Below are 25,755 nucleotides of genomic sequence, written 5' to 3' on the forward strand. Positions count from 1 at the left end.
TACGAGGTCAACCGGTTATGTGGGGGGTCGGACCCGCCCGCCCCGCCGGTAGGCCGACACCGCGGGCGAGCCGGAGATCCAGAACCGCCACGGGGTGTCCATCCCGGCCGCGACACCGACGCGCGGGCCGGAGGAAACGCGGCCGGCGGGGATCTCCTCCCCCGTCAGCAGGCGCACCGGCGAGTCCGGGTCGACGAGGTCGGCACCGTTGTGCTGCGGGCCGATGCCCAAGGCGGAGGTCAGCCGCGCCGGACCGCGGCCCAGTTCGGCGTCCTTGCGGGCGGCCTTCCGGCGTGAGCGGGCCAGCTCCGTGCCCTCGATGACCTCGGCGGCGCGCAGCAGGACCGCGCCTGCTTCGCCGTCTTCCCGGCCGACCACGTTCGCGCAGAAATGCATGCCGTACACGAAGTACACGTAGAGGTGACCGGCCGGACCCCACATCACCGTGTTGCGCGCCGTCCGGCCGCGGTAGCAGTGCGACGCGGGGTCGTCCTCCCCGCGGTAGGCCTCGACCTCGACCAGCCGCGCGCGCACCGTCCCGCCCGGTCCGGTGCTTTCCAGCACCGAGCCCAGCAGCACGTGGGCCAGGTCGACCGGGTCGATGGCCAGCTCCTCGCGCTTGAACAGGCGGCCGGTCATCGCAGCACGACCTCGCCGCCGGGGGCGCGGAGCACCGCCTCCAGGCGGGGTTCCGGGCCGGTGACGACCGTGAGGACGGCGCCGATCGCGGCGAGCGGACCCGCGACCAGCCCCGGCTCGGGATGGACGCCGGTCAGCGACTCGAGCGTGGTGCCCTCGGGCAGGGCGTCCGCCGGGTGCGGCGAGTCCTGCCAGTCGATGAGGAACGGCACCACTCCGCCCTCCTCGCGCGGGGCGGCCAGCGACCAGCTGAGCAGCACGCCGTCCGGCCGCCGCCGCGACATCGGCACAGGCTCGCCGAAGGGATACCCGGCCGCGGCCGACGTCTCCCGCGCCGCGGCCAGGTCCGGCACGCGCAGCGCCCAAGTGACCAGGCGCGGGCCGGTCAGCTCGTCGATGCCGAACCAGCGCGGCCCCTCCGGCGCCGCCTGGTCCGGATCGGGCCCGATGACCTCCAGGTACGCGCCGTCGCCGAGACCCGCGAGGTGGTTGCGGGTCCCGCGGCCGGGGTGCGGACCGCCGGGTACGAGCTCGACCCCGCGCCCGCGCAGGTCCGCCACCGTCCCCGGCAGGTCCGGCGTCGCGTAGACCAGGTGGTCGAGTGTCACGCGATCCACTGCCGGTGCTCGGCGACGCGCGCCACGAGACGCTCGAGCTGCTCGGCCACGCGCGCCGGGGCGGTGCCGCCGCGCGCGTCGCGCGAGTTCACCGAGCCCTCGACCGTGAGCACTTCCCGCACCCGCGGGGTCAGCGCCGGGCTGATCTTCTCCAGCTCCTCGTCGGTGAGCTCGTCGAGGCCGGCGCCTCGCGCCTCCGCGACCCGGACGCACTCCCCCGCCGCCTCGTGCGCGAGGCGGAACGGCACACCCTGCCGCACCAGCCACTCGGCGATGTCGGTCGCGAGCGTGAACCCGGCCGGGGCCAGCTCGGCGAGGCGATCGGTGTGGAAGGTCAGCGTGCCGATCATCCCGGCCAGTGCCGGGAACAGCAGCTCCAGCTGCTCGACCGAGTCGAAGACCGGTTCCTTGTCCTCCTGCAGGTCCCGGTTGTAGGCCAGCGGCATGCCCTTGAGCGTGGCCAGCAGACCGGTCAGGTTGCCGATCAGGCGGCCGGACTTGCCGCGCGTCAGCTCGGCGACGTCCGGGTTCTTCTTCTGCGGCATGATCGAGCTGCCGGTCGCCCACGCGTCGTCGAGGGTCACGTAGCCGAATTCGGCCGTGTTCCAGATGATGACCTCCTCGGCGATGCGCGACAGGTTCACGCCCAGCATCGCCAGGACGAACGCGAACTCGGCGGCGAAGTCGCGGGAGGCGGTGCCGTCGATCGAGTTCTCCACGCTCGTGGTGAAACCGAGCTCCGCGGCCACGGCCTCCGGGTCCAGCCCCAGCGACGACCCGGCCAGCGCGCCGGACCCGTAGGGCGACTCGGCGGTGCGGGCGTCCCAGTCGCGCAGCCGGCTGACGTCCCGCAGCAGCGACTGCGCGTGTGCCAGCAGGTGGTGCGCCAGCAGGACCGGCTGGGCGTGCTGCAGGTGCGTGCGGCCGGGCAGGACCGCGTCCGGGTGCCGCCGGGCCTGCGCGACCAGTGCGTCGACGACGTCCAGGGTGCCCGCGGCCACCCGGCGGCCGGCGTCGCGCAGCCACATCCGGAACAGGGTCGCGACCTGGTCGTTGCGGGACCGCCCGGCGCGCAGCTTGCCGCCCAGCTCCGGCCCGGCCCGCTCGATGAGCCCGCGCTCCAGCGCCGTGTGCACGTCCTCGTCCGCGACGGTCGGGGTGAACGCGCCGGACTCGACGTCGGCGGCCAGCGTGTCGAGGGCGGTGAGCATGCCCGTGAGCTCGTCCTCGGTGAGGAGACCGGCCTTGTTCAGCACCCGCGCGTGGGCCTTGGACCCGGCGATGTCGTAGGGCGCCAGCCGCCAGTCGAAGTGCGTCGACGCGCTCAACGCCGCCATCGCCTCGGCCGGGCCGCTGCTGAAGCGGCCGCCCCACAGCGCGATCCCGGGTTGGCCGTTGTCTGCCATGTGTTCGTCTCAGCCTTTCTGATCCCGCGTCGCGGCTTACTCGTGGTCCAGGTCCAAAGTAGAGGAGCGCCGGGCCAGTGCGGCGAACCGGTCGGCCAGGTCCTTGCCGCTCAGCGGTTCGCGGGCGATGACCGCCACCGTGTCGTCGCCCGCGATCGAGCCGACGACCTCCTCGAGTGCGGCCCGGTCGATGGCGCTGGCCAGGAACTGCGCCGCGCCCGGCGGGGTGCGCAGCACCGTCAGGTTGCCCGAGGCGTCGACCGACACCATCAGTTCGGCCAGCAGCCGCGACAACCGGGACGTTCCGCCCTGCACCCCGCGCACCGGGCTGCCGTCCTCGGGGATCACGTACACCGGAGCACCGGAGTCCGCGCCCCGCAGCTTGACCGCGCCCAGCTCGTCGAGGTCACGGGACAGGGTGGCCTGCGTGACCTCGACCCCCTCCGCGGCCAGCAGCTTCGCGAGCTCGGTCTGGCTGCGGATCGCCATCGACGACACCAGCTCGACGATGCGGGCCTGCCGGGCGGCGCGGTTCATCGTCGCGAAGCCTCCTGCTCCAGGAGCCAGACCAGCAGCGCCTTCTGGGCGTGCAGGCGGTTCTCGGCCTCGTCCCACACCGCGCTCGCCGGGCCGTCGATCACCTCGTCGGTGATCTCCCAGCCGCGGTGCGCGGGCAGGCAGTGCAGCACGACCGCGTCGTCCCCGGCCTCGGCCAGCAGCTCGGTGTTGATCTGCAGCTTCCGGAACGGGGTGACCCGGTCCATGCCGTCGTTCTCCTGGCCCATCGACGTCCAGGTGTCGGTGACCAGCACGTCCGCGCCCTCGACCGCGGCGCGCGGGTCGGTGAACAGGTTCACGCTGCCCCCGGTGTCCGCCGCGCGCTTCTTGGCGTCGGTGACCACCTCCGGGTTCGGCTGGAAGCCCTCCGGCGCGACGACCCGGACGTGCAGGCCCGCGGTGACCCCGCCGAGCAGCAGGGAATGCGCCATGTTGTTGGCGCCGTCGCCGAGGTAGGTCAGGGTCAGCCCGGCCAGCCTGCCCTTGCGCTCGCGGATCGTCTGCAGGTCCGCCAGCACCTGGCAGGGGTGGAACTCGTCGGTGAGGGCGTTGACCACCGGGACGCTCGCCACCGAGGCCATCGCGATGATCCGCTGCTGAGCGAAGGTGCGCCAGACGACCGCGTCCACGTAGCGGGAGAGCACCCGGGCGGTGTCCTCGATCGTCTCCTCGCGACCCAGCTGCATCGAACGGCCGTCGACGATGATCGGGTGCCCGCCCAGCTGGGCGATGCCGACCTCGAACGACAGGCGGGTGCGGGTGGAGTTCTTCTCGAACAGCACGGCCACCGACTTCGGGCCGGCCAGCGCGCGGTTGGCCAGCGGGTCCTTCTTCAGCTCGGCGGCCAGGTCGAGGACGGCGAGTTGCTCTTCGGGGGTCAGGTCGTCGTCGCGCAGGAAGTGGCGGAGCATCGGGCAGTCAGTCCTTCGTGGTGGTGGTGTCGAGCGCGCCGGGCAGCGCGGCGAGGAAGCCGCCGGCCTGCTCCTGGCTCAGGATCAGGGGCGGGGCCAGCCGGATCGTGTCGGGGGCGACCGGGTTGACCAGATAGCCGGCGGACTGGGCGGCCTGGGCGAGTGCGGGCGAGACCGGCTCGGTGAGCATGATGCCGATCAGCAGGCCGGCGCCGCGCACGCCCTTGACCAGCGGGTGGGCGAGCTCCTCCACACCGGCCGCGATGTCCTTGCCCACGCGCGAGACGTGGTCGTTCAGGCCGTCACGGGCGATCGTGCGCAGCACCGCGAGCCCGGCCGCGCAGCACACCGGGTTGCCGCCGAAGGTCGTGCCGTGCTGGCCCGGCTTGAACAGCTCGCCGGCCTCACCGGCACCGATCACCGCGCCCAGCGGCAGACCACCGCCGAGCCCTTTGGCCAGGGTGATCAGGTCGGGGATGATCCCGGCGCGCTGGAAGGCGAACCAGTCGCCGGTGCGGCCGATACCGGTCTGGACCTCGTCGAGCACCAGCAGCGTGCCGGTGGCCTTGGTGATCTCGCGGGCGGCCTGCAGGTAGCCGTCGGGCGCCGGGATCACGCCGGCCTCGCCGAGGATCGGCTCGAGGAAGACCGCCGCCGTGTCGGTGTCGACGGCGGCGCGCAGGGCGTCGACGTCACCGAAGGGCACGTGCACGACACCGGGGACCAGCGGCTCGAAGGGCTGCTTCTTGCCGGGCTGGCCGGTCAGCGACAGCGACCCCATGGTGCGGCCGTGGAAGGCACCTTCGCAGGCGACCACCTTGGTGCGCCCGGTGAGCCTGGTGATCTTCAGGGCCGCCTCGTTGGCCTCCGCGCCGGAGTTGACGAAGAGGACCTTGCCCTGCCCGGCCAGACCCGCGACGTCGAGCAGCGCCTCGGCCAGCTCCACCGCGACGGGGTTGACGTAGAGGTTCGAGGTGTGGCCCAGCTTGGTGATCTGCTCGGTGACGGCCGCGACGACGTCGGGGTGCGCGTGACCGAGCGCGTTGACCGCGATGCCGCCGACCAGGTCGACGTACTCGGTGCCCTCGGCGTCCCAGACGCGGGCGCCCTCGCCGCGGACCAGGGTCAGGTTCGGGGTGCCGTAGTTGTCCATGAGGGCCGACTGCCAGTGCTGCCGGCCGTCCACATTGGAGGTGAGCGCGTCCATCAGGACTCCTGTTCGGGGAGGACCATGGTGCCGATCCCGCGGGAGGTGAAGACCTCCAGCAGGACCGAGTGGGCGATGCGGCCGTCGATGACGTGCGCGCGGCGCGTGCCGCCGCGCACCGCCCGCACACAGGCCTCCATCTTCGGGATCATGCCGCTGGCCAGGGTCGGGAGGAGCGCCTCGAGCCGGTCGACGCGGATGCGGTCGATCAGGGACGAGCGGTCCGGCCAGTTGGCGTACAGGCCCTCGACGTCGGTCAGCACGACCAGCTTCTCGGCGTCGAGCGCGGCGGCCAGCGCGCCGGCCGCGGTGTCGGCGTTGACGTTGTGCACCACGCCGTCGGCGTCCGGGGCCACGGTCGACACGACCGGGATGCGGCCGGCGTTGACGATGTCGAGGACCGCGTCCGGGTTGACCGAGGCGACCTCGCCGACCAGGCCGACGTCGACCGTCTCGCCGTCGACCGTGGCGTGCTTGCGCTCGGCGGTGAACAGCTGCGCGTCCTCGCCGGAGATGCCGACCGCGTACGGGCCGTGGGCGTTGATCAGCCCGACCAGTTCGCGGCTGACCTGGCCCACCAGGACCATGCGGACGATGTCCATGGTTTCCGGGGTGGTGACGCGCAGGCCGCCTTTGAATTCACCGACGAGCCCGACCCGTTCCAGCATCGCGGTGATCTGCGGGCCGCCGCCGTGCACCACGACCGGGCGCAGGCCGGCCAGCCGCAGGAACACCATGTCCTGGGCGAAGGCGCGCTTGAGCTCGTCGTCGATCATCGCGTTGCCGCCGTACTTGACGACGACGGTCGCGCCGTGGAACCGCTGCAGCCACGGCAGCGCCTCGATCAGCACACCGGCCTTCTCGGCCGCGGTGGCCATCCGGTCGTCGGCCGCCACCAGTTCGGGAGGAGTCATGAGGAGTAGGCGCTGTTCTCTTCGACGTAGGCGTGGGACAGGTCGGTGGTGAAGATGGTGGCCTCGCTGGCGCCGATGCCCAGGTCGATCACGATCTCGATGGCGCGGCCGGACAGGTCCGCCGCGGAGCGGTCGGCCGCCGTGGTGCCGTTGGCGAACAGGGTGACGCCGTTGATGGTGATCGACAACGTGTCCGGGTCGACCTCCGCCTGGGCGCGGCCGACGGCCATCGCGACACGGCCCCAGTTCGGGTCCGAGCCGAACAGCGCGGTCTTGACCAGGTTGTCCTCGGCGACCGTGCGGCCGACGTTGATCGCGTCCTGCTCGCTGGCGGCGCCGCGGACGACGACGTCGACCTCCTTGGTGACGCCCTCGGAGTCGGACCGCAGCTGCTGGACCAGGTCCAGGCAGGCGGCGGTGAGGACGTCGGTGAACTCGTCGAGGCCCGGGGTGACCCCGCTGGCGCCGGAGGCGAGCACCAGGACGGTGTCGTTGGTGGAGGTGCCACCGTCGACGTCCAGGCGGTCGAAGGTGACGCGGGTGGCGGCGCGCAGGGCGGCGTCCAGCGCGTCCGGGTCGACCACCGCGTCGGTGGTCAGGACCGACAGCATCGTGGCGAGGTTCGGGGCGAGCATCCCCGCGCCCTTGGCGAAGCCGCCGACGCTCCAGCCGCCGTCGTGACGGCGCAGCGTCTGCTTCGGCTTGGTGTCGGTGGTCATCACGGCGCTGGCCGCGGCCAGCGCCGAGTCGGCGGTGGTGTCGAGCGCCTTGACCGCGGCGTCCACACCGGACAGCACGGCCGGCATCGGCAGGCGTTCCCCGATCAGGCCGGTCGAGCACACCGCCACGTCGATCGCGCCGACCTCGAGCAGCTCGGCGACCTTCTCGGCGGTCGCGTGCGTGTCCTGGAACCCGCCCGGGCCGGTGGCCGCGTTCGCCCCGCCGGAGTTGAGCACCACCGCGCGCAACCGCTTGTGCCGCAGCACTTCCTGCGACCAGAGCACCGGCGCCGCCTTGACGGCGTTGCGGGTGAAGACACCGGCCGCGGCCTGCTCCGGCCCGTCGTTGACGACGAGCGCGAGGTCCAGGGCGCCGGACGCCTTGATCCCGGCGGCCACGCCTGCGGCGCGGAACCCCTTCGGTCCGGTCACGGTCACGGTGCGACTCCTACTGTCGGAAGGCCGGTGGTCTCGGGAAGACCGAGCGCGACGTTCATGGACTGGATGGCACCGCCCGCGGTGCCCTTGGTCAGGTTGTCGATCGCGGCGACGACGACCAGGCGCCCGGCGTCGGCGTCCACGGTGACCTGCAGCTGCACGTTGTTCGAGCCCAGCGTCGCTGACGTGACCGGCCAGCTGCCCTCGGGGAGCACCTGCACGAAGGGCTCGGAGGCGTAGGCCTTCTCGTACACCGCGCGCACGGCCGCTGTTTCCGGCTCCCCCGCCAGCGGGGCGCTCGCCGTGGTGAGGATGCCGCGCGGCATCGGGGCCAGGACGGGCGTGAACGACACGGTCACCGGCACCCCGGCGACCGAGCTGAGGTTCTGCACGAACTCGGGCGTGTGACGGTGCGCGCCGCCGACCCCGTACGCGCTCGCCGACCCCATCACCTCCGACCCGAGCAGGTGAGGCTTGAGACTCTTGCCGGCGCCGGACGTGCCCGTGACGGCCGTGATGGTCACCTCGGGGCGCACCAGCCCGGCCGCCAGGGCCGGGGCGAGCGCGAGGGTGCCGCCCGTCGGGAAGCAGCCCGGCACCGCGATCCGCTTGGTGCCGGCCAGCTTCTCGCGGGCGCCCGGCAGCTCCGGCAGGCCGTAGGGCCAGGTGCCGGCGTGGTCGCCGCCGTACCAGCGCTGCCAGTCCGCCGCGTTGTGCAGCCGGTGGTCCGCCCCCAGGTCGACGACCAGCACGTCGGGCCCCAGCTGGGCCGCGATCTCCGCCGAGTGCCCGTGCGGCAGCGCCAGGAAGACCACGTCGTGGCCGCCCAGGGTGTCTGCACTGGTCTCCTGCAGGATGCGCCCGGCCAGCGGGACCAGGTGGGGCTGATGCTGACCCAGCGGGGTGCCGGCACTGCTCGCCGCCGTCACCGCGCCGATTTCGACCTCCGGATGCGCCAGCAGCAGGCGGAGGGCTTCCCCGCCCGCATACCCGCTCGCCCCGGCCACCGCGACCTTCACCGTCATACGAATGATTATGCATTGCGACGGAAGATCAATCAAACGGATCGGGTTGGAGTCACAACGCGCCGGGGGTTCGGGGACTTGGGGCGGAGGGGTGGGGCGCGGGCTCCTGGGGCGCGGGCTTGGCCCGGACCTGGGCCCCGACCTGAGGCGGATTTGGGGCGGACTCGGGGCGCGCGGGCTAGGGCTGGGCCTCGGGCGGGCGCGGCCGGGCACGGAGCAGGTCCTGGCTGGGATACGGACGGGCGCGGAGGCCAGGCTTGCGCCGGGCCTTCGCCGGGTTTCGGGCGGGCGCGCGGAGGCCAGGCCAGGCTCGCGCCGGATCTTCGCTGGGTTTCGGGCGGGCCTGGTGCTCCGGCTGGGCCCCGATCTGGGCGCGGATTTGGGGCGGGCTAGGGACTGGAGTCTCGGGCGGGCTCGGGGCGGGTTTCGGGCGGGCGTGGGGGCGCTCACTCGGGGCGGGCCTTGGGGTGCGGGCTTGGGGCGGGCCTGGGCGCGCACTTGGGCCTGTGCTCGGGCCGGCCTGGGGCTCGGGCTCGGGCCGGCCTCGGGCGAGCCGAAGCCCTGGCCTACTCCTGGGCCTGCTCCTGGGCCTGGGCCCAAGTCCGGGTCCGGACGGCCCTGGGCGAGTGGCGGGAGGGCCGACACGCGGGTGGCGGACGGGCGAGGTGCTGGTTCGAGTCGTCGCCCCGGGCGGACCGGGGGGCTCGGCCGAGCGCTACCGGCGCCGGTCACTCGACCGAACCCACCGAGCGCTGCCAGTGACCCGCAGGTTCCGTATTCGCCCTGTCGGCAGCCCAGGTGGAGACCAGCGTGTCACCCGACCTGGTGCGGCGTCCCGCACCGGGCCGGGCGCGCCGTGCCCCGGTTCGGCTCAACGGTCGGTGAACCAGGCGCGTGCCGCCTGCACTGCCCGGTCAGCCGCCGATCGTCATCGGTACCTCCGAGGGTCGGCCCGGCTCCCACCTGCGTTGGACCGCCGTCCTTGACACGTCCAGGCGGCAGACACCGGCTGACTCCCACCCAAGCGCTCAGCGAGCATCGGCACCTCCGAGAGAGCGGGGCACCGGCCGGCTCCCACCTGGGTGGTCAGTCGTCATCCGTGGCTCCGGGCGTCGGCGCGGCGGGCGTGTCCGGGGAGCGCATGCTCGGCGGGTCGGGCAGGTACTCACCGCGGCGCTCGGGGTCGCAGCCCACCCTGGGCAGCCGGGCACGGATGCCGCCCGGGCTGCGCTCCATGTCGCGGGCGATGTCGGCCACGCTGTCGCCCGCGATCCAGCGTCGTTCGAGTTCGGCGTCCATCTCCGCGGTCCACGGGCGGCCCTGACTGGCCGGGCGTGCTCTTCGCCCGCCCGGATCCGCCAGCGCGGCGTGGTGTCGCAGCGTCTCCGACAGCATCGAACCGAGGGTGGCCGCCGCGGTCGGCGTCACCTCGATCTGGCCGTCGGCCACGGGTTCGCCCTCCGCACCGGCCGCGCCGATGCGGATCACGAGACGGCCGGCCTCGTCGCCGGCGGGCAGGGTCGTGACGTCGATGGAAAAAGTGGTCTCACCAGCGCGGAGCGTGCTCCGGTGCTCTTCGATGATGTTCATGCCCGGCACGCTAGCGGCACCCACCGACACTTTTCGTTCACGGACGGTCGCCGGTCGATTGCGGACCGGAATTGTCGTACCCCCGCCCTACCGTGATCCCGGTCATCACACAGCACTGGGGGAGACATGAGGGAGCACCAGTTCTGGCGGCTCGTCACGGGGCGCACCGTCAGCGAAATCGGCACGGTCCTGCGCGGACGGACCGCACTCGAGGTCATCCGGTTCCACCACCAGTTCAGGCGCCTTCACCTGCGCGCCTGCCGGTGGGATGTGTGGACGGCGTTCGGGCTGGTCCTCGGCGGTGCGGGGGCCGGCGAGCTGCGCGCGGGCGTCTGCTGGCTCATCCTCCGCGGTCGGGGCGCTTACCGCCGCGCCCTCGTGGATCCCGACACCCTCGCGGCGCTCGGGGCCGATCCCCTGAAGATCACTCGAGCAGGTGAACTCGCGCACCTCGCACACGATCTGCTGGCGCCGCCCGGCTCCGGTGAGGTCGCCACCGCGTACCGCGAGGCCATGGCGGCCATCCTCGGTGAGGCCGGCCCGCGGGAAGCCCCGCCGGGCGAACGGCCCGCCCTCGACGCCGAGACGCTGGCGCGCTGCTACCCGCGGCTGACCGCCCGGTACGGGATCGTCGCCGAACCCATCCGCCAACTCGCCCCGGTGGAACGGACGAGCCGGTGAGCAGAATGCAGCTGCCGCAGGACAACCTGACGCGCGGCCACCCGCGGCGGAACGGCCTCCGCGGGATCGGGGCCCTGGCCCAGCCCATCCGGCGGGCCGTATCGGCGACGGGCCGTCCCGGGCGGGCGGAGCGACCGATGACCGCCAGGCAGCAACCGCAGGACAGGCTGCCGGGCGCCAGGCAGCAACCGCTGGCAAGCCGCCGGGCGGCAGGCAGCAACTGCTGAACAGGCTGCCGAGCGGCAGGGAGCAACAGCACGCCAGCCGGCCAGGCGCCACGCAGCAACAGGACGCCAGGCCGTCGGACACCACGCAGCAACCGCGCGACAGGCCGCCGGGCACCACGCAGCAACCGCGCGACAGGCTGCCGGGCGCCAGGCAGCAACCGCTGGACAAGCCGCCGGGCGGCAGGCAGCAACTGCGCGCCAGGCAGCCACTCGCGACGCAACAACCGCACGCCAGGCCGTCGGACACCACGCGGCGACCGGGCGGCAGCCGACCGAGCGCCCCGCAGCTAGCGCACGACAGCCTGCAGCGCGTCCCGGAGCTCAGGGGCCTGACCGCTGCCCGCGCGGTCCGCGCGGGCGTCCGGCGTGCCCTCCGGCTCCGGTTCGGGCAGTGGGTCACACACGGCGTCCGGCACGTCGCCCTTCTGGCGGGGTGGCAGCGCGCCCGTGGCGAGGTAGTCCGCGATCCGGTCGTCCACACACGCGTTGCCGGACAGCGAACCGGCGTGGGTGGTGCCGCCCGGCTCGCCGATGAGGCTCGCCCGCGGGAACCGGCGGCGCACCTCGAGGTTGCCGGCGAACGGGGTCGCCGCGTCCAGCTCCTCACCGATCAGCAGCGCACCCGCCACCCGGCGGCCGTCGACGTCCACCGGCTTGCCCGCGGGCACCGGCCAGGTCAGGCACGGCGCGTTGTACCAGGCATTGCCCCACGTCTCGAACGGCGACTTCGCGTAGGTGATCCAGTTGTCCACCTTCCAGTCCGTCCAGTTCCGCGGCCACGGGGCGTCGGTGCACTGCACGGCGTTGTAGACGGCGAACCCGTTGTCGTCGCCGGGCGAGTTCGTCCGGTCGTAGCGGTCCTTGAGCGTCTGCCAGTCCCGCTGGTGCACCCACCCGGCGAACAACTTAGTCAGCTCGTCCCACGTGGACTGGTAGTACCCGGCCTGCAGGAAGATGTCGGTCCACTCGTCCGGGCCGATCACCCCGCCGGCGGGGGTGGCGTCCAGCTCACGTTGCTGCGCGTACCACAGCTTCTCCACGTCCTCGCCGGTCGTGCCGAGGTGGTACGCGGCGTCGTGCCGGGCGATCCAGTCGAAGTACACCTTGATGTTGCGGCCGAAGGCGACATCCTGGTCCAGGTTCGCCCGGTAGAAGACCTTCCGCGGATCGACGTTGCTGTCCAGCACCATCCGGCGCACCCGCTCCGGGTACAGCGTCGCGTACACCTGGCCGAGGTAGGTGCCGTAGGAGAACCCGAAGTAGTTGATCTGCTCGGCGCCCAGCGCCTTGCGCAGGCTGTCGAGGTCCTGGGCCACATCGGTGGTGCGCAGGTGCCGCAGCAGCGGCCCGTTCTTCTCGCACGCCGCCGCGTAACCGCGCGAGCGGTCAAGCCACGCCCGCTCGAGGTCGGCGGTGCGCGGCACGTAGGCGGGCCGGTCGTAGCCGAAGTAACCGGGATCGCACGACAGCGCGGGGCGACTGGACCCGACGCCACGCGGGTCGAAGCCGATCCAGTCGTAGGAAGCCCCGGCGTCGTGCGGCACAGTCCGGCCGAGCGCGGACAACCCGAGGCCCGAACCACCCGGCCCGCCCGGGTTGACCAGCATGACGCCCTGGTAGTCGGCGCTCGTGTGCCGCACCCGCGACACGGCGAGCGAGATCTTCGCACCGGCCGGATCGGAGTAGTCGAGGGGAACGTCGAGGAAGCCGCATTCGGCGCCGGCGCGCACCAGCCCGCTCGACTGACAACTCCCCCAGCTGATCGGGGCGGGCGTGAACTCCGGCGGCGCGGGAGGCGCGGCGGCCGCGGGCGCGGCCACCAGACAGCTCGCCAGCACACCGGCCGCGAGGGTCGCGGGCACGAGCCTGCTCACAGTGCTCCTTCTCGTCGGCTGCGCGGTCAGGACCTCACCACAAGATCGTGGATCACGCTGGTTTCCGCCAGCCGACGCGCGGCGCACGGCACGATGCCACCCGACGGGGAAGGATCGTCGAATGGACGAAGTGGACGAACTGGTCCAGGCGGCGCGCTCCGGGCTGGCGGACCTCGCCGACCCGGTGAAGGCGCCGCAGATGCGCCGCTACATGAAGTCGGACATGGACTTCCGCGGGGTGCCCAAGCCGGAACGGGCGCGCCTGGCGCGGCGCGTCTTCACCGAACACCCGCTGCCGGACCGGGAATCCTTCGTCGCGGCCGTCCGGACACTGTGGCGGGACGCGGCGTACCGGGAGGAGCGCTACCTGGCGATCGACCTGACGGGCCACCGGGCGTACGCGCGCTGGCAGGACCACTCGCTGGTGCCGCTCTACGAGGAGATGATCGTCACCGGTGCCTGGTGGGACTACGTCGACGAGATCGCCATCCGCCGCATCGGGCCGATCCTGCGGGCCGAACCGGGACGGCTGACACCGGTGATGCGGCAATGGGCCCGCGACGCCGACACCTGGCGCCGGCGCACGGCGGTGATCTGTCAGGTGGGGGCCAAGGAGAACACCCACCGCGACCTGCTGACCCACGCCGTCGAGGCGAACCAGGACGACCGGGACTTCTTCCTGCGCAAGGGAATCGGCTGGGCGCTGCGCGACTACTCGCGCACGGCGCCCGGGTGGGTGCGCGCCTTCGTCGAGGCGCATCCCGCACTGTCGCCGTTGTCAGTGCGGGAAGCGCTCAAGCATCTCGGCGGCTGAGAACCGGCCTACGCGCGCAGCTCGGCACCGTACCGGGTGCCGGCCTCGGCGATGGCGGCGTCACGCGCCTCGGTCGCCTCGTCCACGGTGAGCGTGCGGTCCGCGGCGCGGAAACGCAGCTTGTAGGCCAGCGACCGCTTGCCCTCGCCGACCTGGTCACCGGTGTAGACGTCGAACAACGAGGTCGCCTCGAGCAGGTCACCACCGCCCGCGACCAGGGCCTCGGCCAGGTCCGCGGCCGGCACCTTCTCGTCGACGACCAGCGCCACGTCCAGCAGCACCGGCGGGTACGGCGAGATCACCGGCGCCGGCCTGCGGTCCTGCAGCGGGATCGCGTCGAGGTCGAGCTCCATCGCGACCGTCCGCTTGGGCAGCCCGAGCGCCTCGACCACCTTGGGGTGCAGCTCGCCGGCGTGCCCGACCGGCCAATCGCCGACCAGCAGCTCGGCGCAGCGGCCCGGGTGCCACGGCGCCAGCTCGGCGTTGCGCACCCGCAGCTCGACCCCCGCCGCCTGGCCGACCAGACGCGCGGCCTGGACGGCGTCCGCCCAGCCTGCCTGCTCGCCCTTGCCCCACCAGCCCGCGTGCTCACGCTGGCCGGCCAGCACCACGGCCACGTGCTGCGGCTGGGCCGGCACCGCCGCCTCCAGCTGCGCCAGCTCCTCGTCCGACGGCCGGCCGTCGACACCCAGGTCGGGCACCGGCACCGGGTTCGCACCCGGCAGCACGACCTGTCCGATGTGGAACAACGCGAGGTCCTTGAACCCGCGGGAGGCGTTGCGCTGCAAGGTTTCCAGCAGACCGGGCAGCAGCGTGGTCGCCATCCGGTCCTTGTCGGCCTCGAGCGGGTTCTGCACCTTCACCGTCTTGCGGCGCACGTCGTCGGCGGGCAGGCCGAAGGCGTCCCACACCTGCTCCCCCACGAACGGGAACGGCTGGACCTCGACGTAGCCGGCCTCGGCGAGGGCGCGGGAGACCGTGCGGCGCCGCCGCTGGGCGGCGGTGAGGCCGGTCCCGGCCGGGGCGGTGGGCAGGACCGAGGGGATGCTGTCGTAGCCCTCGAGCCGCAGCACCTCCTCGACGAGGTCGGCGGGCTGCTCGAGGTCGCCACGCCAGCTGGGCGGGGTCGCGTGCACCAGGGCGACGCCGTCGTCACCGGCGCCGACCGTGGTCTTGCATCCGATCTGCTGCAGCCGCTGGACGGTGACACCGCGCTCGTAGCGGACGCCGGCGATCTGGTCGGGCAGGCTGATCGGCATGGTGATCGGGGCCGGCGGCGCGACGCTGCCGACGTCGGTGCGGCCGGGCTGGATGCTGCCGTCGCCGTAGGTGCGCAGCAGCCGCGCCGCACGCTCGACCGCGGCCGCGCACACCTGCGGGTCGGTGAACCGCTCGAACCGCTTCGCGGCTTCGGAGAACAGCTTGTGCCGCCGCGCGGTGCGACTGATCGACGGCGGGTCCCAGTGGGCGCCCTCGAGCAGGACGTCCGTGCTCTCGGCGCTGATCTCGGTGCTCGCGCCGCCCATGGTGCCGGCCAGCGAGGCCACGCCGCGCTCGTCGGCGATCACCACGTCGTCCGCGTCGAGCGTGCGCTCCACGTCGTCGAGGGTGGTCAGCTTCTCCCCCGGCTTCGCGCGCCGGACGACCAGGCCGCCCTGCAGGGACGCGGTGTCCCACGCGTGCAACGGCTGGCCGAGCTCGAGCATCACGTAGTTGGTGACGTCCACGGCCAGCGAGATCGACCGGATACCGGCCAGCAGCAGCCGGCGGCGCATCCACCACGGCGTCGGGGCGCCGGCGTCCAGGCCGGTCACCCGGCGCACCACGAACCGGTCGCAGCCGGTCGGGTCCTCGATCTCGACCGGCCAGGCCTCGCCCTCGGCGGCGGGCAGATCCAGCGCGGCCGGGTCGCCGAACGACACGTCCAGCGCGGCGGCCAGCTCACGCGCCAGCCCGCGCACCGACAGCGCGTAGCCGCGGTCGGGGGTGGGCGTCAGCTCCAGCACGGTGTCGGCGAGCCCGAGGACCTCGTACGCGGAATCGCCCGGGCTGGCCGTCGACGGCGGGAGCACGAGGATGCCGGTGTGGTCGTCCCCCAGCCCCAGCTCGCGGGCCGAGCAGATCATGCCGTCGCTGATCCGGCCGTAGGTCTTGCGCGAGGCGATCTCGAACGGCCCGGGCAGCACGGTGCCGGGCAGCGCGACGACCACCAGGTCGCCCTCGGCGAAGTTGGTGGCGCCGCAGACGATGCCGCGCGTGCGGATGCCGGACGGGCCCTCGTTGTCGGCGGGCTCGTCGTCGGAGGCTTCCTCGCCGACATCGACGCGGCAGTACCGGATCGGCTTCTTGAACTCGGTCAGCTCCTCGATCTCGGCGACGCGGCCGATCACGAGCGGGCCGGTGACCTGGTCCAGCGAGCGGACCTCGTCGACCTCGATGCCGATCCGGATGAACGCCTCGGCCAGCTCCCGCGGTCCGACCTCGCCGGCGTCCAGGTGCTCGAGCAGCCAGCTGACGGGGACTCGCACTCAGGCCTCCGTTCCGAAGGGAAGGGTGAAGCGGACATCGCCCTCGACGATGTCACGCATGTCGGGAATGCCGTTGCGGAACTGCAGTGTCCGCTCGATGCCCATGCCGAACGCGAAGCCGGAGTAGACGTCCGGGTCCACACCACAGGCGCGCAGCACGTTCGGGTGGACCATGCCGCAGCCACCCCACTCGACCCAGCCCGCGCCACCGGCCTTCTCCTCGAACCACACGTCGACCTCGGCGGAGGGCTCGGTGAAGGGGAAGAAGTGCGGGCGCAGCCGGGTCCGGGACTTCTCGCCGAACATCGCGCGGGCGAAGGCGTCCAGGGTGCCCTTGAGGTGGGCCATCGTGATGCCCTTGTCCACCGCGAGACCCTCGACCTGGGAGAACACCGGGGTGTGCGTGGCGTCCAGCTCGTCGGTGCGGTAGGTGCGGCCGGGGCAGACGACGTAGACCGGCAGGTCGCGGTGCAGCAGCGTGCGGGCCTGCACCGGCGAGGTGTGCGTGCGCAGCACCAGCCCGGAGCCCGGCTCACCGGCGTAGAAGGTGTCCTGCATCTGCCGGGCCGGGTGGTCCTTGGCGAAGTTGAGGGCGTCGAAGTTGAACCACTCGGCCTCCAGCTCGGGACCCTCGGCGACCTCCCAGCCCATCGCCACGAAGACGTCGGCGATCCGCTCGCTCACCGTGGTGAGCGGGTGCCGCGCGCCGCGCGGGATCCGGTCCCACGGCAGCGTGACGTCGACGGCCTCCTCGCGCAGGACGCGCTCGTCGCGCTCGGCGACGAGCGTGGCACGGCGGGCGTCGAAGGCGGACTGGATGGCCTGGCGTGCCTCGTTGACGCGCTTGCCGACCTCGGCCTTCTCCTGCTTGGACAGCGCGCCGATGGCGCGGCGGGCCAGCATCAGCGGCGAGTGGTCCCCCAGGTGGGCCGGCTTCACCGCGGCCAGGGCGTCCAGGTCGCCCGCGGCCTGGAACTCGGCTTCGGCGTGCTTGACCGCCGCCCCCAGGGTCTCGGGCGAGGTGGCCTCGGCCGGGGTCAGTTCCTGCTTCTCGGTGGCTCCGGACATAACTCCTCGGTGTCCGCTGGACGGGATCCGCCGTGCGAGGTGCACACGTGACGATTACCGGTGGATTCTAGGCGATCGCGATCCGGCGCCGGCGCCTCACCCGGCCGGACGACGGGCCGCCATCGCGCTGGTGTAGAGGCACACGGCGGCCGCCGTGGCCAGGTTGAGGCTCTCCGCCGCGCCGTAGAGCGGTATCCGCACCGGGAGATCCACCGCGGACAGCACCTCGGGCGCGAGCCCGTGGGCCTCGTTGCCGAAGACCCAGGCGGTCGGCACGGCCGCGTCGAGGGCGCCCAGCTCGGTGTCGGCGTATCCGTGGGCGGCGAGCAGGCGCAGCCCGGCGGCGCGGCAGGCGCCGAGAGCGGCGGCGGTGTCGCGCACACGCGCGAGGGGGAGGTGGAAGAGGCTGCCGGCGGAGGCACGGACGCACTTGCCGTTGTGCGGGTCGACGCTGTCACCGGTGAGGAGGACCGCGTCGGCACCCGCGGCGTCGGCCACCCGGATGACGGTGCCCGCGTTGCCGGGGTCGGCCACGCCGTCCAGCACGGCGACCAGCCGGGCGGACGGGCCGAGCAGGCCCTCCAGGGGCCGGTCGAGCACGGTGCACACCGCGACGATGCCCTGCGGGGTCACGGTCTCCGACAGCCCGGCGGCCGCCCGGTCGGTGATGCGCGAGACGCGCACGCCCGCCTCGCGCGCGGTGGCGACGAGGTCCGGGTGCGCCTGAGCGGCACGGTCGGTCACGAACAGCTCGTGCACCCCGGCGGGGTCACGCGCCAGCGCCGCGCCGACCGCGTTGGCGCCCTCGGCCAGGAACCGGCCGGTCTTGTCGCGCTCCGCGCGGCGCGTCAGGCGCCGCGCAGCAACGACCCGGGGGGTCCGTTCGGTGAACGGAGCCGCCCCGGGCCGGGTCAGATCGGTGCGCTCGCTCAGGCCGACTTCTTCTCGTCGCTCGGCCCGGTCGTCACGTGCTGCTTGGCCAGCTCGGCCAGCGCGGTGAACGCCGCGGCGTCGTTGACGGCGAGGTCGGCGAGGATCTTGCGGTCGACCTCGACACCAGCGGCCTTGAGGCCCTGGATGAAGCGGTTGTAGGTCACGCCGTTCTGCCGCGCGGCCGCGTTGATGCGGGTGATCCACAGCTGGCGGAAGTCACCCTTGCGGGCACGGCGGTCCCGGTAGGCGTAGTTGAGCGAGTGGAGCATCTGCTCCTTCGCCTTGCGGTACAGCCGCGAGCGCTGGCCGCGGTAGCCGCTGGCCAGTTCGAGAGTTGCGCGACGCTTCTTCTGGGCGTTGACCGCCCGCTTGACGCGTGCCACGGGTCCGTCCTGTCGTTCTCAGGGGGCGCGATCGGCGCCCCGGGGGTTTACGGCGGAAGAGGAGGGGCTCAGCGGCCGAGCAGCCGCTTGACCCGGCCGACGTCGTTCTTGGCGACCTCGGCGGTGCCCTCCAGGCGGCGGGTGACGCGGCTGGACTTCTTCTCCATCAGGTGGCGGCGGCCCGCCTTCTGACGGCGGAGCTTGCCCGTGCCGGTGACCCGGATGCGCTTCGAGGTCCCGCTGTGCGTCTTCATCTTCGGCATTGAGTGCTCTCTTTCATGGTGCAGCACACCGGAGTTCCGGTGTGCTGCGAAACTGCGTCGGTCGCGGCGGCCGTCAGGACTCGACGGGTTCCTTGACCTTCGGCTTGGGCTTGGCGTTCTTGTGGGGCGCCAGCACCATGATCATGTTGCGGCCGTCCTGCTTCGGGGACGCCTCCACGTAACCGAGCTCGGACACGTCCTCGGCGAGCTTCTGCAGCAGCCGGAAACCCAGCTCCGGCCTCGACTGCTCACGACCGCGGAACATGATGGTCACCTTGACCTTGTTCCCGGCGGAGAGGAAGCGGGACACGTGGCCCTTCTTCGTCTCGTAGTCGTGCTGGTCGATCTTCGGGCGCAGCTTCTGCTCTTTGATGACGGTGAGCTGCTGGTTACGGCGTGACTCGCGGGCCTTCTGCGCGCTCTCGTACTTGAACTTGCCGTAGTCCATGAGCTTGCAGACCGGCGGGCGCGCCTGCGGGGCGACCTCGACGAGGTCGAGATCCGCTTCCTGGGCGAGCCTGAGCGCATCCTCGATCCGGACGATGCCGACCTGTTCGCCGTTCGGTCCGACGAGCCGGACCTCGGGAACGCGGATGCGTTCGTTGATGCGTGTCTCGGAGCTGATGTGGCCTCCTTGGTCCGAGTTTCAATGTCTAGCCTGCTCGACCTGGTGCCCACATACCACGGGCCCCGTCCCGGGCATGTCTGCCGGGATGCGGGGCCCTGCTTTCCGATCACGTCCGACGGCTACGACGAACGTTCCGCCGCCATCGGGTACACCCGGTGACGGGACCGGACCCGGCCGCCTCGAGCGGCGACTCGGGTGGGAGCGGGGCTCCACTTGCCGCCCCCGATTCCTCGGGGACTGGTCGCACGTGGAAGGGTACCAGACGTGCTTGACGATGGTTCCAACGCGCCCGACCCGGGCGATATTTCCCCGCCCGTCCGCGACCTGCAGGACATCCCCAGTGTCGAGGTCATCAGCCGGGCCGCGGTGATGCTGCTGTCCGCCGCGGCCGAGCGGCTCGGGCTCGCCGACGAGGACCCGGACACCAGCCCGCACCGCGACCTGGACGAGGCCCGGCGCCTCATCACCGCGCTGGCCGGCCTGGTCACGGCGTCGGCCGAGTACCTCGGTGTGCACGCCGCTCCCCTGCGTGACGGCCTGCAGTCGCTGCAGCGGGCCTTCCGCGAGGCCTCCGCCGTGCCCGACGCGCCCGGCCAGGGCCCCGGCGAGAAGTACACCGGCCCGGTGATCTGACGTCGCGGACGGTGGAAGCGCGGGCTTCCACCGCCCGCAGCGGGGGTGTCAGTCCACGACGGCCAGCAGGTCGATCTCGACCAGGAGACCGGCCGCCAGGCCGACGTACACGGTGGTGCGCGCCGGGTAGGGCTCCGGCATCAGCTCGTTGTAGACCTCGTTGAAGGCCGCGAAGTGGTCGCGCTCGGTCAGGTAGGCCCGCACCATCACGACGTCCTCCCACCCCGAGCCCGCCTCGCGCAGCAGCGCCTCGAGGTTGGCGAACACCTGGCGCGTCTGCTCGCCGACGGTCGTGCCGACGATCTCCCCGGTCTTCGGATCGAACGGGACCTGCCCGGCCAGCTGCAGGATGTTGCCCTTGCGCACCGCGGGCGAGTAGTTCGCCGCCGGCTTCGGGGCGTTCTCCGTGCTGATCGAGACCTTGCCCATGTACCGCTCCCTCTCTCACCTGCTCCATCCACTGTGGATGGACGCGTCCTCGGCCGCGGCCCGCAGCTGCGGCAGCAGCGCCAGCAGGCCGTCGTGGTCCAGCAGCACGCGCGGCACGGACAGCGACACGGCTGCGAGCACCTCCCCGCCCTGACCGCGCACCGGCGCGGCGATGCAGTGGATGAAGTCCTCGTGCTCGGCGTCGTCGACCGCGTACCCCTGCTCGGCGACCTTCTCCAGTTCGGCCAGGTAGGCCTCGGCCGTGGTGATGGTGTTGGCGGTCAGCGCGGGGTAGTCCAGGTCGTGCGCGATCGCCGCGCGCTGGGCCGCCGGCCGCGCGGCCACCAGGACCTTGCCGACGGCGGTGCAGTGCAGGGGCGCACGTTTGCCGACGCGCGAGTACATCCGCACCGTGTGGCGGCCCTCGTACTTGTCGACGTAGACGACCTCGCCGTCCTCGTAGGTGGCGAGGTGGACGGTGTGCCCGGTGCGCTCGTTGAGCGCCGCCAGCGCGGGCGCGGAGCTGCGCCGCACGTCCCGGTCCTCCAGCGCCCGGTTCGCCAGGTCGAACAGCGCGCTGCCGAGCCGGTAGTGCCGCGTTCCCTCCCGCTGCACGAAGTGCTGGCCCTCCAGGGTGCGCAGCAGGCGCAGCACCGTGGACTTGTGCACCCCCAGCTCGCCGGCCAGCTCGTCGAGCGTGGTCGCGCCGCCGGCGAGCGCGCCGAGCAGGCTCAGCCCGCGCTCAAGACTCTGGCTCACGTTCGCTCCATTGACCGGTCACGGACCGGATGCTACACCTATCGCATTCACTCTGCGCAACGCACATTGCGCAATACGCAACGGAGCACACATGGTCTCGTCCGATTGCACCCTGGACCCCGCCGCGCTGGCCTCGATCGCCGGTGAACGCCTCGACTGGCGGTTCAAATCCATCCCCGCCGGCCTGTGGGGGCTCACCCTGGCGGAGGCCGCCGCGCGACGGCCGAACCTGTTCACCGACGGCTTCGTGGGACCGGTCGTCGTGCTGGAGGCCGGCGCACTGGACCACAACCTGCGCACGATGGCGCAGTGGTGCGACCGGGCCGGCGTCCGCCTCGCCCCGCACGGCAAGACGACCATGGCACCCCAGCTGTTCGCGCGCCAGGCCGAGCACGGCGCGTGGGGCATCACCGCGGCCAACACGAGCCAGCTGCGGGTCTACCGGGCCTTCGGCGTCTCGCGGGTCCTGCTGGCCAACCAGCTCGTCGACCCGGCGGCGCTGCGCTGGCTGGGCGCCGAGCTGGACGCGCACCCGGAGTTCGAGTTCAGCTGCTGGGTGGACTCCGTCACCTCGGTCGAGCTGATGACCGAGGCGCTCGCCGGCGTGGACCGCCCGGTCGACGTGCTGGTCGAGCTGGGCGGGGACGGCGGGCGCACCGGCGTCCGCGACCTGGCCACCGGACTGGCGGTGGCCGAAGCCGCGCACGCGAGCCCGGCGCTGCGGCTGGCGGGCACCGGCGGTTACGAGGGCGCCCTGGCCCACGACCCGGGCGAGCGCTCGCGGGACGTCGTCGCGGCCTACCTGCGGAACCTGCGGGAGCTGACGCGGGAGATCGCGGACCGGGGCCTGTTCGCCCGGCTGGACCAGGTGATCGTGACCGCGGGCGGCAGCGCCTACTTCGACCAGGTCGCCGCGGCCCTCACCGAGGACTGGGGCGGCCTGCCGGTCGTGCCCGTGCTGCGCAGCGGCGCCTACGTGACGCACGACGACGGCTTCTACCGCGGCATCTCGCCGCTGGGCGAGCACCCACGCATCGACGGCACACCGCCGTTCCGTTCCGCGCTGCGCGCCTGGGCCCAGGTCACCTCCCGGCCCACCGACGAGCTGGCGCTGCTGACGCTGGGCAAGCGGGACGCCTCCTTCGACGAGGGGCTGCCCGAGCCGCAATGGCACCGCCGGCCCGGCGGCGAGCCGGAGAAGCTGGCCGGCCACACCGTGACCGCGCTCAACGACCAGCACGCGTTCCTCGCGCTGCCCCCGGATTCCCCGCTGCGCGTGGGCGACTGGGTGGGGCTGGGCCTGTCCCACCCGTGCACGGTGTTCGACAAATGGCCGCTGCTGCCCGTGGTCGACGGCGACACCGTCGTCGGCTTCGTGCGCACGTACTTCTAGGAGGCGGGGATGGACCTCGTTCTGCGGGGCGCGCGGATCGCCGACGGCACCGGTGCTGCCCTGTTCCGGGCCGACGTGGGCATCGACGGCGGCCGGATCGCCGACATCGGTGACGGTGTCACCGGCACCCGCGTGATCGACGCGGACGGGCTGGTGCTCGCACCCGGGTTCGTCGACATGCACGCGCACTCCGACCTGCAGCTGCTCGCCGACCCGGGCCACCTGGCCAAGGTCTCCCAGGGCGTCACCACCGAGGTGCTCGGGCAGGACGGCCTGTCCTACGCGCCGGCCGACGACACGACGCTGGCCGCGCTGCGCGAGCAGCTCGCCGGCTGGAACGACGACCCGCCCGGCTTCGACTGGGACTGGCGCTCCGTCGGCGAGTACCTGGACCGGCTCGACCGCGGCGTCGCGGTCAACGCCGCCTACCTGGTCCCGCAGGGCACGGTGCGGATGCTGGCCGTCGGGTTCGACGCGCGCCCGGCCACGGAGTCCGAAGTGGACCGGATGCGCGAGCTGGTCGCCACCGGCCTCGACGAGGGCGCGGTCGGCATGTCCTCCGGGCTGACCTACACGCCGGGGATGTACGCCGACGACGACGAACTGGTCGCGCTGTGCGAGGTGGTCGGCGCGCGCGGCGGGTACTACAGCCCGCACCACCGCAGCTACGGTGCCGGCGCGCTGGACGCGTTCGCCGAGATGGTCGAGGTGTGCCGCCGCGCGCGGTGCCCGCTGCACCTCGCGCACGCCACGATGAACTTCTCGGTCAACCGGGGCAGGGCGCCGGATCTGCTGCGGCTGCTGGACTCCGCGCTCGACGAGGGCATGGACATCACGCTCGACACCTACCCCTACCTGCCCGGCGCGACGTACCTGTCCGCGCTGCTGCCGAGCTGGGCGGCCGAAGGCGGGGTGGCCGCGACGCTCGAGCGTCTGTCCGATCCGGACACCCGGGAACGGATGCGGGTCGCGATCGAGGAGACCGGGTCGGACGGTGCGCACGGCGTGCCGATCGACTGGGAGAGCATCGAGATCAACGGGGTCCGGCGGGCCGAGAACGCCCACCTGGTCGGCCTTTCCGTCGCCGAGTCCGCCCGGCGCGCGGGTGTTCCCGCCGCACAGCTGTACTTCGACGTCCTGGTGTCCGAACGGCTCGGCACGTCGTGCCTGATGCACGTCGGGCACGAGGAGAACGTGCGGGCCATCATGCGGCACCGCACCCACACCGCTGGCAGCGACGGGCTCCTGGTCGGCGACCGCCCGCACCCGCGGGCCTGGGGCACCTTCCCCCGCTACCTCGGCCGCTACGTCCGCGAACTGGGTGTGCTCGACCTCGCCGACTGCGTCGCGCACCTGACCGGACGTCCGGCGAAACGGCTGCGGCTGACCGATCGCGGGCTCGTGCGCCCCGGCTACGCGGCCGATCTCGTGCTGTTCGACCCCGCCACGGTGGCCGACACCGCCACCTTCGACGAGCCGCGGCAGCAGGCCGCGGGCATCCCCTACGTCTTCGTCAACGGCGTCGCGGCCATCGACGACGGCAGGCCCACCGGCGCGCTCGCCGGCCACTCCCTCCGGAGGTCCGCTTGATCGACTGGCTGCAGCACTCCACCGGGGGGCTGCTCACGCTCGCGGCGGTGTCGATCGCCGTCCTGCTGGTACTGATCATCCGGTTCAAGACCGAACCGTTCATCGCCCTGATCGTCGTCGGGCTGCTCACCGCGCTGGCCGCGGGCCTGCCGGTGGGCACGATCGTCGGCACCGCGCAGAAGACCTCGGATTCGTTGCTGGAGAAGGGGTTCGGCGGAATCCTCGGGCACATCGCCGCGATCATCGGCCTGGGCACGCTGCTCGGCGCGATCCTGGAACGCTCCGGTGGCGCGCGGGTGCTCACCGGTGCGCTGCTGCGGGCGTTCGGCGAAAAGCGCGCGCCACTGGCGATGGGCCTGGCCGGGCTGATCTTCGGCGTCCCGGTGTTCTTCGACATCGGGATCTTCGTGCTCGCGCCGCTGGTCTACGTCGCGGCGCGGCAGGGCGGACGTTCGCTGCTGCTGTACTGCCTGCCGCTGCTGGCCGGCCTGTCGATGACGCACGCGTTCATCCCGCCGCACCCGGGACCGGTCGCCGCGGCCGGGCTGCTGCACGTCGACCTCGGCTGGATCATCCTGATGGGCGCGGCGTGCGGGATCCCGGCGTGGTTCCTCTCGGGCGTGGTGTTCCCGTCCTGGATCGGCAAGCGGATGCACGTGGCGGTGCCCGCCGAGATGCTCGTCGACGCCGAGGACGACGACGAGGAGCGGCCGGGCCCCTCGCTGGCCCTGGTGTCGGCGATCATCGCGGTGCCGCTGGTGCTGATCCTGGCCGGCACGTTCGGCAGCATCTGGCTGCCGAAGAACTCGGTGCCCGCGGGCATCGCCGCGTTCGCCGGGACGCCCGCGGTGGCGCTGACGATCGCGGTGCTGCTCGCGTCGTGGCTGCTGGGCACCCGTCGCGGGATGACCGGCCGGGAACTGTCCGAACTGTCCGCCGCGTCGCTGCGGCCGGTCGCGATGCTGCTGCTGGTGGTCGGCGCGGGCGCGTTCTTCGGCGCCGTGCTGTCGGCGACCGGGATCGGCAAGGCGGTGGCCGACTCGCTGCAGGCCGGCGGGCTGCCGGTGATCGCCGCGGCCTACGTGATCAGCTGTGGTCTGCGGATCGCGCAGGGCTCGGCGACCGTCGCGATCGTCACGACCGGCGGCATCATCGCCCCCAGCGTGACCGGCCTCGGGTACTCCCAGGCCCAGCTGGCGCTGATCGTTGTCGCGATCTCCGCGGGGTCGATCATCGCCTCGCACGTCAACGACGGCGGGTTCTGGATCGTGTCCCGCTACTTCGGGATGACCGTCGGCGAGACGCTCAAGACGTGGACGGTGCTGGAGACCATCCTGTCCGTCTCCGGGTTCGCGATGGCGGCGATCCTCATGGCCGTGGTGTAGGGCCGTCGGTCAGTTTCCGGGCAGAAGGGACGACCGACCGGTCGTCACCCACCGGGTGTGCTCTTGCACGCATGGCGAAGACCCGGACCGGACGGGAGGAGAACCGTCCACTACGGACCGGTTAGCGCCCATCCCGGTGGAAA

At 72.7% G+C, this 25,755-nt stretch carries 25 protein-coding genes; 6 read left to right on the plus strand and 19 right to left on the minus strand.

What is annotated here, in order from left to right:
* Positions 1–15: 15 nt before the first annotated feature.
* The 10 genes from FB470_RS30695 to FB470_RS30740 all read right to left on the minus strand — a co-directional run bounded on the left by FB470_RS30695 (position 16) and on the right by FB470_RS30740 (position 10,024).
* A complete protein-coding gene (locus tag FB470_RS30695; RefSeq protein WP_306997129.1) occupies positions 16–639 on the minus strand; it encodes a DNA-3-methyladenine glycosylase in 624 nt (207 codons plus the stop codon).
* Positions 636–1,247, minus strand: a complete 612-nt coding sequence (locus FB470_RS30700; protein ID WP_306997131.1) for a VOC family protein — start codon at positions 1,245–1,247, stop codon at positions 636–638. The genes FB470_RS30695 and FB470_RS30700 overlap by 4 nt, the downstream gene beginning before the upstream one ends.
* Positions 1,244–2,662, minus strand: coding sequence for an argininosuccinate lyase (gene argH / locus FB470_RS30705; protein WP_306997133.1), 1,419 nt, complete (start codon positions 2,660–2,662; stop codon positions 1,244–1,246). The genes FB470_RS30700 and argH overlap by 4 nt, the downstream gene beginning before the upstream one ends.
* Positions 2,663–2,698: 36 nt before the next feature.
* Entirely contained in the window at positions 2,699–3,199 is a 501-nt protein-coding gene (locus FB470_RS30710) for an arginine repressor (protein WP_306997135.1), read from the minus strand.
* Positions 3,196–4,131 carry an ornithine carbamoyltransferase gene (gene argF / locus FB470_RS30715; protein ID WP_306997137.1) on the minus strand — a complete coding sequence of 312 codons (936 nt, stop codon included), beginning with the start codon at positions 4,129–4,131 and terminating at the stop codon, positions 3,196–3,198. Before argF ends, FB470_RS30710 begins: the two co-directional genes overlap by 4 nt.
* 7 nt (positions 4,132–4,138) lie before the next feature.
* Positions 4,139–5,338, minus strand: a complete 1,200-nt coding sequence (locus FB470_RS30720) for an acetylornithine transaminase (protein ID WP_306997139.1) — start codon at positions 5,336–5,338, stop codon at positions 4,139–4,141.
* Complete coding sequence (gene argB, locus FB470_RS30725; protein ID WP_306997140.1) at positions 5,338–6,252, minus strand: acetylglutamate kinase; 915 nt, start codon at positions 6,250–6,252, stop codon at positions 5,338–5,340. The genes FB470_RS30720 and argB overlap by 1 nt, the downstream gene beginning before the upstream one ends.
* Positions 6,249–7,409: a bifunctional glutamate N-acetyltransferase/amino-acid acetyltransferase ArgJ gene (gene argJ / locus FB470_RS30730; protein WP_306997142.1), complete on the minus strand. Its 1,161-nt coding sequence runs from the start codon at positions 7,407–7,409 to the stop codon at positions 6,249–6,251. Before argJ ends, argB begins: the two co-directional genes overlap by 4 nt.
* Complete coding sequence (gene argC, locus FB470_RS30735) at positions 7,406–8,434, minus strand: N-acetyl-gamma-glutamyl-phosphate reductase (protein WP_306997144.1); 1,029 nt, start codon at positions 8,432–8,434, stop codon at positions 7,406–7,408. The genes argJ and argC overlap by 4 nt, the downstream gene beginning before the upstream one ends.
* 1,086 nt (positions 8,435–9,520) lie before the next feature.
* Positions 9,521–10,024 carry a helix-turn-helix domain containing protein gene (locus FB470_RS30740; protein WP_306997146.1) on the minus strand — a complete coding sequence of 168 codons (504 nt, stop codon included), beginning with the start codon at positions 10,022–10,024 and terminating at the stop codon, positions 9,521–9,523.
* Between the two features lie 126 nt (positions 10,025–10,150).
* Here FB470_RS30740 and FB470_RS30745 point away from each other — a divergent pair, with 126 nt between their 5' ends.
* Positions 10,151–10,705 (plus strand): DUF4240 domain-containing protein, encoded by a 555-nt coding sequence (locus tag FB470_RS30745; RefSeq protein WP_306997148.1) that lies wholly within the window; start codon positions 10,151–10,153, stop codon positions 10,703–10,705.
* A 514-nt stretch (positions 10,706–11,219) separates the two neighbouring features.
* Here FB470_RS30745 and FB470_RS30750 read toward each other — a convergent pair.
* Positions 11,220–12,806, minus strand: coding sequence for an alpha/beta hydrolase (locus FB470_RS30750; protein ID WP_306997150.1), 1,587 nt, complete (start codon positions 12,804–12,806; stop codon positions 11,220–11,222).
* 121 nt (positions 12,807–12,927) lie between these two features.
* On the opposite strand from FB470_RS30750, the gene FB470_RS30755 reads away from it, so the two are divergent.
* Entirely contained in the window at positions 12,928–13,620 is a 693-nt protein-coding gene (locus FB470_RS30755) for a DNA alkylation repair protein (protein WP_306997152.1), read from the plus strand.
* An 8-nt stretch (positions 13,621–13,628) separates the two neighbouring features.
* On the opposite strand, the gene pheT is transcribed toward FB470_RS30755, so the two are convergent.
* The 6 genes from pheT to infC all read right to left on the minus strand — a co-directional run bounded on the left by pheT (position 13,629) and on the right by infC (position 19,420).
* Positions 13,629–16,148, minus strand: a complete 2,520-nt coding sequence (gene pheT, locus FB470_RS30760) for a phenylalanine--tRNA ligase subunit beta (protein ID WP_306997153.1) — start codon at positions 16,146–16,148, stop codon at positions 13,629–13,631.
* Positions 16,149–17,216, minus strand: a complete 1,068-nt coding sequence (gene pheS / locus FB470_RS30765; RefSeq protein ID WP_306997155.1) for a phenylalanine--tRNA ligase subunit alpha — start codon at positions 17,214–17,216, stop codon at positions 16,149–16,151.
* Positions 17,217–17,312: 96 nt separating this feature from the next.
* On the minus strand, positions 17,313–18,131 hold the full coding sequence (locus tag FB470_RS30770; RefSeq protein ID WP_306999575.1) for a TrmH family RNA methyltransferase: 819 nt from the start codon (positions 18,129–18,131) through the stop codon (positions 17,313–17,315).
* Positions 18,132–18,145: 14 nt separating this feature from the next.
* The gene (rplT, locus tag FB470_RS30775) at positions 18,146–18,532 is read right to left on the minus strand and encodes a 50S ribosomal protein L20 (RefSeq protein ID WP_306997156.1); all 387 of its coding nucleotides are present in this window, start codon (positions 18,530–18,532) and stop codon (positions 18,146–18,148) included.
* Positions 18,533–18,600: 68 nt separating this feature from the next.
* Positions 18,601–18,795 carry a 50S ribosomal protein L35 gene (rpmI, locus tag FB470_RS30780; protein ID WP_306997158.1) on the minus strand — a complete coding sequence of 65 codons (195 nt, stop codon included), beginning with the start codon at positions 18,793–18,795 and terminating at the stop codon, positions 18,601–18,603.
* A 73-nt stretch (positions 18,796–18,868) separates the two neighbouring features.
* Positions 18,869–19,420, minus strand: a complete 552-nt coding sequence (gene infC, locus FB470_RS30785) for a translation initiation factor IF-3 (RefSeq protein WP_306999577.1) — start codon at positions 19,418–19,420, stop codon at positions 18,869–18,871.
* Between the two features lie 267 nt (positions 19,421–19,687).
* On the opposite strand from infC, the gene FB470_RS30790 reads away from it, so the two are divergent.
* Positions 19,688–20,056 (plus strand): DUF1844 domain-containing protein, encoded by a 369-nt coding sequence (locus tag FB470_RS30790; RefSeq protein WP_191244027.1) that lies wholly within the window; start codon positions 19,688–19,690, stop codon positions 20,054–20,056.
* A gap of 48 nt (positions 20,057–20,104) precedes the next feature.
* Here FB470_RS30790 and FB470_RS30795 read toward each other — a convergent pair whose 3' ends face one another.
* Complete coding sequence (locus tag FB470_RS30795) at positions 20,105–20,485, minus strand: RidA family protein (protein WP_306997161.1); 381 nt, start codon at positions 20,483–20,485, stop codon at positions 20,105–20,107.
* A 15-nt stretch (positions 20,486–20,500) separates the two neighbouring features.
* Complete coding sequence (locus FB470_RS30800) at positions 20,501–21,244, minus strand: IclR family transcriptional regulator (protein WP_306997164.1); 744 nt, start codon at positions 21,242–21,244, stop codon at positions 20,501–20,503.
* Between the two features lie 91 nt (positions 21,245–21,335).
* Between FB470_RS30800 and FB470_RS30805 the strand changes: the two genes are divergently transcribed.
* The 3 genes from FB470_RS30805 to FB470_RS30815 are packed head-to-tail and all read left to right on the plus strand — an operon-like array spanning position 21,336 to position 25,612.
* A complete protein-coding gene (locus FB470_RS30805; RefSeq protein WP_306997166.1) occupies positions 21,336–22,637 on the plus strand; it encodes an amino acid deaminase in 1,302 nt (433 codons plus the stop codon).
* Between the two features lie 9 nt (positions 22,638–22,646).
* Positions 22,647–24,227, plus strand: a complete 1,581-nt coding sequence (locus tag FB470_RS30810) for an N-acyl-D-amino-acid deacylase family protein (protein WP_306997170.1) — start codon at positions 22,647–22,649, stop codon at positions 24,225–24,227.
* Positions 24,224–25,612: a GntP family permease gene (locus FB470_RS30815; RefSeq protein ID WP_306997172.1), complete on the plus strand. Its 1,389-nt coding sequence runs from the start codon at positions 24,224–24,226 to the stop codon at positions 25,610–25,612. The genes FB470_RS30810 and FB470_RS30815 overlap by 4 nt, the downstream gene beginning before the upstream one ends.
* Positions 25,613–25,755: the final 143 nt, after the last annotated feature.

This window comes from Amycolatopsis thermophila, from assembly GCF_030814215.1.
Lineage (GTDB): Bacteria > Actinomycetota > Actinomycetes > Mycobacteriales > Pseudonocardiaceae > Amycolatopsis_E > Amycolatopsis_E thermophila.